Origin of the sequence: Bacillus horti, from assembly GCF_030813115.1 — a bacterium.
Classification (GTDB): Bacteria; Bacillota; Bacilli; order Caldalkalibacillales; family JCM-10596; genus Bacillus_CH; species Bacillus_CH horti.
In genome coordinates, this window is sequence record NZ_JAUSTY010000006.1 from 235,702 (window position 1) to 243,818 (window position 8,117).

At 40.1% G+C, this 8,117-nt stretch carries 9 protein-coding genes; 5 read left to right on the plus strand and 4 right to left on the minus strand.

Annotated features, from left to right (window positions below):
- Positions 1-93: 93 nt before the first annotated feature.
- On the minus strand, positions 94-483 hold the full coding sequence (locus J2S11_RS09330) for a VOC family protein (protein WP_307393877.1): 390 nt from the start codon (positions 481-483) through the stop codon (positions 94-96).
- Between the two features lie 272 nt (positions 484-755).
- Between J2S11_RS09330 and J2S11_RS09335 the strand changes: the two genes are divergently transcribed.
- The 5 genes from J2S11_RS09335 (at position 756) to J2S11_RS09355 (ending at position 4,915) form a co-directional block, all read left to right on the plus strand.
- Complete coding sequence (locus J2S11_RS09335) at positions 756-1,703, plus strand: ABC transporter ATP-binding protein (protein WP_307393879.1); 948 nt, start codon at positions 756-758, stop codon at positions 1,701-1,703.
- The gene (locus J2S11_RS09340; RefSeq protein ID WP_307393881.1) at positions 1,700-2,437 is read left to right on the plus strand and encodes an ABC transporter permease; all 738 of its coding nucleotides are present in this window, start codon (positions 1,700-1,702) and stop codon (positions 2,435-2,437) included. Before J2S11_RS09335 ends, J2S11_RS09340 begins: the two co-directional genes overlap by 4 nt.
- A complete protein-coding gene (locus J2S11_RS09345; RefSeq protein ID WP_307393884.1) occupies positions 2,434-3,120 on the plus strand; it encodes an ABC transporter permease in 687 nt (228 codons plus the stop codon). The genes J2S11_RS09340 and J2S11_RS09345 overlap by 4 nt, the downstream gene beginning before the upstream one ends.
- A 95-nt stretch (positions 3,121-3,215) precedes the next feature.
- Complete coding sequence (locus tag J2S11_RS09350) at positions 3,216-4,313, plus strand: sensor histidine kinase (RefSeq protein ID WP_307393887.1); 1,098 nt, start codon at positions 3,216-3,218, stop codon at positions 4,311-4,313.
- A complete protein-coding gene (locus tag J2S11_RS09355; RefSeq protein WP_307393890.1) occupies positions 4,310-4,915 on the plus strand; it encodes a response regulator in 606 nt (201 codons plus the stop codon). Before J2S11_RS09350 ends, J2S11_RS09355 begins: the two co-directional genes overlap by 4 nt.
- 43 nt (positions 4,916-4,958) lie before the next feature.
- Here J2S11_RS09355 and J2S11_RS09360 read toward each other — a convergent pair whose 3' ends face one another.
- The 3 genes from J2S11_RS09360 to J2S11_RS09370 all read right to left on the minus strand — a co-directional run bounded on the left by J2S11_RS09360 (position 4,959) and on the right by J2S11_RS09370 (position 8,069).
- On the minus strand, positions 4,959-5,315 hold the full coding sequence (locus J2S11_RS09360; protein ID WP_307393893.1) for a YciI family protein: 357 nt from the start codon (positions 5,313-5,315) through the stop codon (positions 4,959-4,961).
- 238 nt (positions 5,316-5,553) lie between these two features.
- On the minus strand, positions 5,554-7,194 hold the full coding sequence (locus tag J2S11_RS09365) for an ABC transporter permease (protein WP_307393898.1): 1,641 nt from the start codon (positions 7,192-7,194) through the stop codon (positions 5,554-5,556).
- Positions 7,191-8,069 carry an ABC transporter ATP-binding protein gene (locus J2S11_RS09370; RefSeq protein WP_307393901.1) on the minus strand — a complete coding sequence of 293 codons (879 nt, stop codon included), beginning with the start codon at positions 8,067-8,069 and terminating at the stop codon, positions 7,191-7,193. The genes J2S11_RS09365 and J2S11_RS09370 overlap by 4 nt, the downstream gene beginning before the upstream one ends.
- Positions 8,070-8,117 lie beyond the last annotated feature (48 nt).

Sequence of the window (8,117 nt, forward strand, 5' to 3'; positions counted from 1 at the left end):
TAAGAAGCTGCACGAGGTGCAAACTCAAGATGCTAGTCATCATGTATTACTATATGAAGCGACATTCTACTCTTATTCTACCATATCCATTCATTAATCCTGTTGAAATAAATCAAGCTGATTACCGTACAAATCCTCAAACCCTACACCTCTACCACCAGGAACAGATTTCGGCTCTCCATGAAATACAACTCCTCTTGCTTTCAATTCCTCATAGTCTCGTTCAATATCATCTGTGGCAAACATAATTAAAACCTGATCGGCTCCCTGTTTACCGATTAAAGCCTCTCTTTCAGGAGTGTCAGCCTTGACTAATTCAATAACGGTTTCATTACTTGCACTTGGAGCAACAGTCAGATAGCTCCACCCTGGAGCAAACTCAATATCGGCACAAACGACAAACCCTAATTTTTCTGTATAGAACGCTTTTGCCTCCCCTTGGTCCCGAACAAACACAGTAATCTGAATCGCCTTTGTTATCATACCTCTCACTCATCCTTTCTGAATATAGGCCTCTAAAATGGAATATACAATGGTGCTTTATTACGATACATGTTTTACTTTATCATAGTTTAGAATGTGTAAATTCTTCTCAATTGCTAATTCTTCTATAAATAGAAGTATTTCTATCCCCTAAGCTTAGTGTCATAAAAACAAATATGTATATAAAACTGATATGTTACATTTGTAACTACTCAATCCTTCTTGAAAAAGAGATAATCTATCTAACAAAACAATTCCTTGGAGGTTAGACGATGACAGTTGCAAAAATGAAAAATATAGTGAAGCGTTACGGCTCACACTTAGCCTTAGACAATGTTGATCTAGAGATTCATAAGGGAGAAATTGTGGGGCTGCTCGGCCCGAACGGAGCAGGAAAAACTACTTTAATCCATACTCTCGCAGGATTAATTAAATATGATTCAGGAAGCATTGAATGCTTTGGACAATCACATAAGACCCATCTGCAAGAAATAAAAAAACATATGGGCTTAGTCACTCAGGATATCACTATTTTTGAAGATCTAACGGCAGAAGAAAACCTAGCCTTTTTCGGTGGCATTTACGGTTTAAAAGGAGCCGAGCTAAAGCAAAGAATAAAAGAGACATTAGAGTTCGTTGGACTCTCAGATCAGGCTAAGAAATTGCCCACCAAATTTTCAGGGGGGATGGTACGCCGGTTAAATATAGCTGCTGCGTTAACTCATCAGCCAAAATTTATGATCATGGACGAGCCAACAGTAGGGATTGATCCACAATCTAGGAATTATATTTTGGAATCGGTTCGCAAGCTTCAACAAAACGGAACCACTGTTCTTTATACGACTCATTATATGGAAGAGGTTCAGGCTCTTGCTTCCCGCGTGGTCATTATTGATCAAGGTCATATTATTGCACAAGGAACCATTGACGAATTGGTGCAGCGTATTCAACACGAGGAAAAAATCAAGCTTGAGGTTGGGGAAGCCTCTGATGAGTTAGTGGCCAGACTAGAGAAGCTTGATGGAGTAAAGCAGGTCGTTAGAGATGGGGCAAGGTTACAGATCATCTCTCAGGTTGGTGCAGGAAATCTTGATCGTGCTTTATCTATCGCCAAAGACTTCGGCGGAGTTCAATCTATCACAGCAGAAAAACCTACGCTTGAAGACGTTTTTCTAACGTTAACAGGCAAGCAATTACGCGATGGAGGCGATGCATCATGATGGATCTAAAACTCATTAGGTTCGCTATCCTCCGTATGATGAGAAGTATCCTAGGTCATGTTCTACTGATCGTTGTTCCAATCGCATTAATCTCCATTTTAGGTTTGGTTTCGAGTTACTTAGAAACAGATCAATCTGGACGACCACCTATGGATTGGCTATCCATTAGCTTTGTCTTAGCCTTCCAATTATTTGGTGGTTCATATTCGATGAGTTATATCAAGGAGGATTTGTTAACATCTAGAAAGTGGAGAATGTATTCATTGCCTTTAAATCCTGCTAGCTATAGCTACTCTATTCTTATCGCTAGTACGTTATTTAGCATGATCCAAGGTCTTTGCATTATTCTTTTTACCAAGTTTGTGTATGGTGTGGAGTGGGGAAATTTACTTTGGGTACTCCTTGTCCTTTTTGCCATAGCCATATTATCTCAGATCGTTGGTTTAATTCTAACCTTTATTTTTAAAAACTTTAAACTGGCTGAAAGAGTGCAGGAAGTTTTCGGCATAGGATCTATGATCTTTGCAGGGATGATATTTGGTTTGCCAAATAACTCATTCTTCAACTTTATGTCTACGTACGGAAACCCAATTTCACTTGGACAAAACGCAATTTATGGCATGATGGATGGAGCTGGCACGGGCTTTATTTTACTCAACATAGGTATATTGTTTGCTGCTTCTCTCGTATTGCTTCCCGTAACCCATATATTAGGAAAGAGGAAATTATCATGACTGTATTCCGTTTCGCTTTAAAAAGAAGCTTTCGTGATTGGACGAATATCCTTATCTTTTTTCTCCTTCCCTTCGCCCTTGTTTTTTTACCAAAGAACGAATGGAGTATGATACCGCTTGGCTTTCAATTCTTTGGCGTTATTCTCTTATTTACAGCAGCCAAGCTCGTCCACCTCATTATGCAGGATCGTGTCAAAAAAACGGTGACTCGTATTGCTGTATCGCCTATCAGCCACTTTCAATATCTGTTTCAAAATTTAATAGCTTACTTCATCATTCTCATCGTCCAGTGCTTATTGATGGTCATTAGTGGGATGCTAATTCATGGAGAAAGTCTACCTTCACCCTTTCTATTCTTTATCGTCTATTTCTTTTTCTCATTAAGTGCTCTTGGGTTCTGCTTAGCTTGGACATCTCTGTTTCGTAGTAAAGATGCGTCTGCCCTCATTCTGTTTAGTCTCATCCTCTTGATGTCTATGGTTGGAGGACTATTCTGGACCACGCAAATCATGCCTGATCTTTTACAACGAATAGCCATGTTTTTACCAACCTATTGGTTAGCAGGTGCTTTGGAGCAAATTGGAAGTGGAGCGTCGCTCTATGACATCACTCTTCACCTTTTTGTTTTGACTTTGTTTACCCTTGTCTTTTTGTTTATCGGTAGTCGGACGAAAATGGGATAAGGGCTCTAATAGCCTAAGAAGATAGAATATGATACCATAAAAACGAAATAGAACTTGGCTCAGACACGTGGGCTCCGGGAGGGTTGAATCTGCCAATGAACAACGTAAGACCAGAAACAAGTATGACAATCGCTCGTTTGGCAGGTTTGCTTCTCCTTGGCTTACACTGGTTTATCAGTAACGGGGAAGTAGCAGGCTTTCTCCTGTTACTTATTTTGACTATTATTTCTATTGGTAGGTGGCGGTTTAATTGGCACCATTGGACCATCCTGCTAGATCAGCTTGCTTGCTTCATTTGTGTAGTTTATTGGCCAGAAGCTTGGTATGCCTTTGCGATCCCCGTCTTTGAAGTGTTTAAAGCAGGTAAGCTCATATTCTTGGCTCCTCTATTATTCATATTGACTTACGAAGCTCCTATCACCCTCTTACTGCTTGCCATTCTTACCTTTGCCGGGTTACTAGGATGGGTTATTCGTTGCTGGCATGTACAGCTAACTCAGCTTAGAACGGAATCAGATAATCAAAGACGTGAGCATTACGAGCTACAAAGCTATAAAGAAGAGCTGTTAACAGCCAATGTTGAAGCAGCCCGCTTAGCCGAAATTACAGAAAGGCAACGCATTTCACAAAAGCTACACGATCACGTCGGTCATGAAATCACAGGTGCTGTCTTAGCCCTTCAAGCCTTTGAGCAGCTGTGGAAGGAAAATGATCCTCAAGCTACAGAAATGTTTAGTCAGGTTAAACAGAGAGTGACAAATAGTGCTACTCAGCTGAGAGATACGGTACATAATATGAACCCGGTGAGAGCGTTTGGTATTCACAGATTAGATGAGCTTTGCAGTCGCTTTAAAGCCTGTCCCGTTGAAATGAAGGTTTACGGAGACTTCCAATTAATAGAGGCTCACCAATGGAATATTTTAGAAACCTGTTTGAAAGAAGCACTGACGAATATTATTCGTCATTCAGCTCCCAAGCGTGTAGAGGTTACGCTGGATGTAAGTACACATATCGTTCGATTAAGTATATTTAATGATGGAGTAAATATAGAAAAAGCCAGCCAATCATTCGGAATGGGTCTAAGAAATTTACGTCAAAGAGCCCAATTTGCCGGAGGAAGTGTAACAACGGATGCCAAGGATGGCTTCCGAGTCATTTGTGTGCTACCCATGGGGAAGGAGACTTTGGGATGAAGATCTTAATTGTTGATGACGATTCACTTATTTGTCAGAGCTTAAAGGTGCTTCTTTCTAGAGAAAAGGATATGGAAGTAATCGGTACAGCGCACAATGGTGCAGAAGCCATTCTATGCTGTCAAAAAGAGCAGCCTGACATCATATTAATGGACATTCGTATGCCTGAAATGGATGGTATCCAAGCCACAAGAGAAATTAAGCAGCAATGGCCGCAAATCCGTATTATGATGCTAACTACTTTTCAGGATGAACAGAATATTCGGCTATCACTTCTAGCGGGTGCGGAAGGTTATATGCTAAAAACGACTCAGGTCTCTAGCATGGCTCAGCAGCTTCGGGCTCTTAGCTCGGGCTCCTCTATTCTCGATGCTGATGTTCTTAGAAGCTTAACTCAGCCAAAGAAGAACGATTTAGCAGAGCTTACTCCAAGAGAGAAAGATATTCTTGAGTTAGTTGCGCAAGGATGTTCCAATAAAGAAGTGGCAGAGCAGCTTTATATCAGCGAGGGTACAGTACGAAATGTGCTATCCATAATACTGGATAAATTAGAGCTACGTGACCGCACCCAACTGGCTATTTACTACTGGCGATCAAACTAGATAATTCAGGCTTAATATATGTTCAGCATGTTTCTTAATACCTTTAAATGATTCCTAATTCTTTTTGAATGGTATGCTTATAGTCAATGTACCCTTGGTCGAATCCTGGATCAATATTCTCAAATTTACTCATCTTAAAGGCCCATTCCTTTATTTCATAAACAAAAACACCGTTTTTTACTGCAGGATCATTTTCTGCAAAGCTCTTTGCTTCTTCCAGAGTAACATCTATCACGATAGCTCCTCCAGAAGAATCAGTGAACGGTCCTGCCAAAATAATTTTCTCTTGATTAAATGCTTGCTGGACATATACAGCATGTTCAGGCATATAAGGCTGATTGTGTAGAACTATCCCTTCCCTCCAATTCGGACCTTGACTAAGTAGAATAACATACCTCATAACATTACCTCCCCATTTACATTGTGAAGAAATTCACATAATTCTAGATTATTTTAAATAACCTACTAAGTCAATAATGAAACACTAAAAAAACCGAAGCACTTGAGAAAGTACTCCGGTAATACTCAATGATTAATTAAAAGTATTTGATTTTAGTTAGGTTGTAATTAATCTGACTCAAATTCCTCCATAAAGTGGGAGGCTCCTCCCTGCAAAAAGTGTCGACATTCATGTAGCTTTATCGTTGTAGCTGTTCCCTTCTCCCTATTACACTGACAAAAAGGAGAAATATAGATAAGCCTAGATAGATAAAAGCAGTACCCATCGTAGCTTCACCCGTTACTCCCATAAAATCAAAAGCATGAACTCCATTTAATACCCCAACGTAAATCAAAATTAGGTAAACAATTTCAAAGGCTTTATTCGTTCTAAACCATACTCCTAGTGCTAATGCTAACGAGGGTATAAATAAAGCTCCAATAAACCAAGTAAATAGTCCATTGATATCTCCTACTATTAGATACTTAGTAGCTAAACCTAAGCCTGCTACTAGAGCTAGGATAAAACCAGCTAGCCATGATACAGGTAGCTGTCTCCATAGAATATTAGGGCTTGTAAAAACCATATCCCTAGTACGGTGTTCCAACTCTCTATATCCCATTTTAGACCATAGTAGAATAGGCCAAGTCCAAGCTAGAGGGCCCAGTATACTTTTGCCAAGCTCAAGCTCAACAAAGATCGGTAGCACAATAAGTACTAGGGCAATGATGTACCACCACCACCTCTGTCCTTTAATTAGTAGCTTGAACTCAAGCCATAAAAGTGATAGGAAGCTAAATTGTGTTCGAACCTCCGATAAAGGTGCTGAAACTCCTTTGTTAATGAATAGAGTTACACGTTCTGAGAGCTGACCATTACCAATAGAAATAGACTCTTTAACTTGTTGATTACGATTAAAGAATGATTTTTTTGCTCCATCTTCCTTCCTTATCCTCTCCTTATCAAAGCCCTTAAATAGCCATACGGCAGCAAACAAGACAACTAATGCTAGGAATGCCCAAATAAAGCGACCGAACACAATTTCAGCAGTCCAAGCTACACCAGACCATTCGAACGTTTGCAAGGGCTGTTCAACACTTAGTATCCCGTCAGCCGTACTAACCGGGACATTAGGATATAAGCTAGTAAATCTGTCAATCATACTTGAGTAAAAAACCTCTGTACCCATTGGACTACTAAAAGAAATCGCTTGGTTAAAAAGACTAAACGTTGGAAATGCAGCCGTATTTAAAAGGGCAATCCATAAAAAGAAATAGATGATATTTCCTAACCCTCCCCTAAGAAAAGGGACTGACTCAAACAAAAGTGCTAGAGCTGCCACAAGCAGAATTAAAGGCACAACCATAACCATAGCAGGATAAAAATAATGAAGGAATTGTATGGATGTGCTTTCAAATCTGATCAACTGCATTACGACGGCTAAGGTATAGATAAAGAAAACAATAAGCAGAAGAACCATAACATTACTCAAATATTTACCCAGCATATACCTGACCTTTGATAAAGGTGTTATGGTAATCATCTCTCCAACTCGCGTATAACGATCTCGTTCAATCGCGCTTTTTACTAAATAGAATCCAAATAAAGATAGCATCGTCATCAATGACATAGACACAGTCGAACCAATCCAGGCTGAATTATAGACCCCTCTATAATCATTAAGAACCACCACGGCATACTTTGCATCATTTGGCGGAATAAAGACAAATGCAACAAGCATTGAAGCAAAAATGGTGATCATAAAACCATAGCCTCTAATCCTTTCAAGGAAATCAGCTCGAAAGACATGCCACAGAGTGGATAGACCTTGTCCGATCATAATGATCCCTTCCCCATAGAAGTATAATAGAGATACGCGTCCTCAAGAACCGGAGAAACGGCAACCGCCTCAAGATCTGGGGGATTCTCAGCTACTATCTTCACCTGCAAATGCTGCTCATGACGAACAGTGCTACTAACTAAATACTCCCTTTTTAATTCCTCTGCCCTTTGGCTAGAAACATTCGCGATCCAGACCTTACCCTGAATGCCAGCTACCAAAGCTTCTTGATCTGCATGATGAATAAGAGTTCCCTTTGAAATTATAGCAATTTGGTTTGCCGTCACCTCAACGTCAGAAACAATATGGGTGGAAAAGATAATCACTCGTTCCCTCGATAAATCAGATAATAGCTGTCGAAAGCTAGATCGTTCAAAGGGATCTAAACCAACAGTTGGCTCATCTACAATGAGTACCCTGGGATCATTAAGCAAGGCTTGAGCAATCCCTACACGCTGCTTCATTCCTCCAGAAAAACCTCCTAGCTTTTTGTGCGCATGCTTTGTCAGATGAAGAGTATTTAACAGTTCTTCTATTCTCCTTCTGGCATCTTTACCATGTACACCCTTGATAGCAGCCATATATTCTAGAAACTCCATAGCACTTAAATTAGGATATATTCCAAATTCCTGAGGGAGATAGCCGAGCTGTGATCGAATAGCTTCAGGGTTTTTACCAATATCTCGTCCCTGCCACAGGATTTGGCCAGCTGTAGGCTTGGTTATTGTAGCCAGCATCCTCATCAATGTAGATTTACCTGCTCCATTCTCCCCTAATAAACCCAGCACACCCTCCTGTAATTCTAATGTTATATCTTTAATAGCCCAATGCTCTCTTCCATACTTTTTCCCTACCCCGTTCAGCTCTAGCTTCATAGTAGCTCCTTTCTTATAAGGCCTTAAAAGATCACTCCTGCAAAACAA

Excerpts from the sequence above, each read along its gene's own strand:
- J2S11_RS09340 (WP_307393881.1), top strand. The coding sequence starts at position 1,700 with ATGATGGATCTAAAACTCATTAGGTTCGCTATCCTCCGTATGATGAGA.
- J2S11_RS09330 (WP_307393877.1), bottom strand. The coding sequence starts at position 483 with ATGATAACAAAGGCGATTCAGATTACTGTGTTTGTTCGGGACCAAGGG.
- J2S11_RS09360 (WP_307393893.1), bottom strand. The coding sequence starts at position 5,315 with ATGAGGTATGTTATTCTACTTAGTCAAGGTCCGAATTGGAGGGAAGGG.
- J2S11_RS09335 (WP_307393879.1), top strand. The coding sequence starts at position 756 with ATGACAGTTGCAAAAATGAAAAATATAGTGAAGCGTTACGGCTCACAC.
- J2S11_RS09370 (WP_307393901.1), bottom strand. The coding sequence starts at position 8,069 with ATGAAGCTAGAGCTGAACGGGGTAGGGAAAAAGTATGGAAGAGAGCAT.
- J2S11_RS09345 (WP_307393884.1), top strand. The coding sequence starts at position 2,434 with ATGACTGTATTCCGTTTCGCTTTAAAAAGAAGCTTTCGTGATTGGACG.
- J2S11_RS09355 (WP_307393890.1), top strand. The coding sequence starts at position 4,310 with ATGAAGATCTTAATTGTTGATGACGATTCACTTATTTGTCAGAGCTTA.
- J2S11_RS09365 (WP_307393898.1), bottom strand. The coding sequence starts at position 7,194 with ATGATCGGACAAGGTCTATCCACTCTGTGGCATGTCTTTCGAGCTGAT.
- J2S11_RS09350 (WP_307393887.1), top strand. The coding sequence starts at position 3,216 with ATGAACAACGTAAGACCAGAAACAAGTATGACAATCGCTCGTTTGGCA.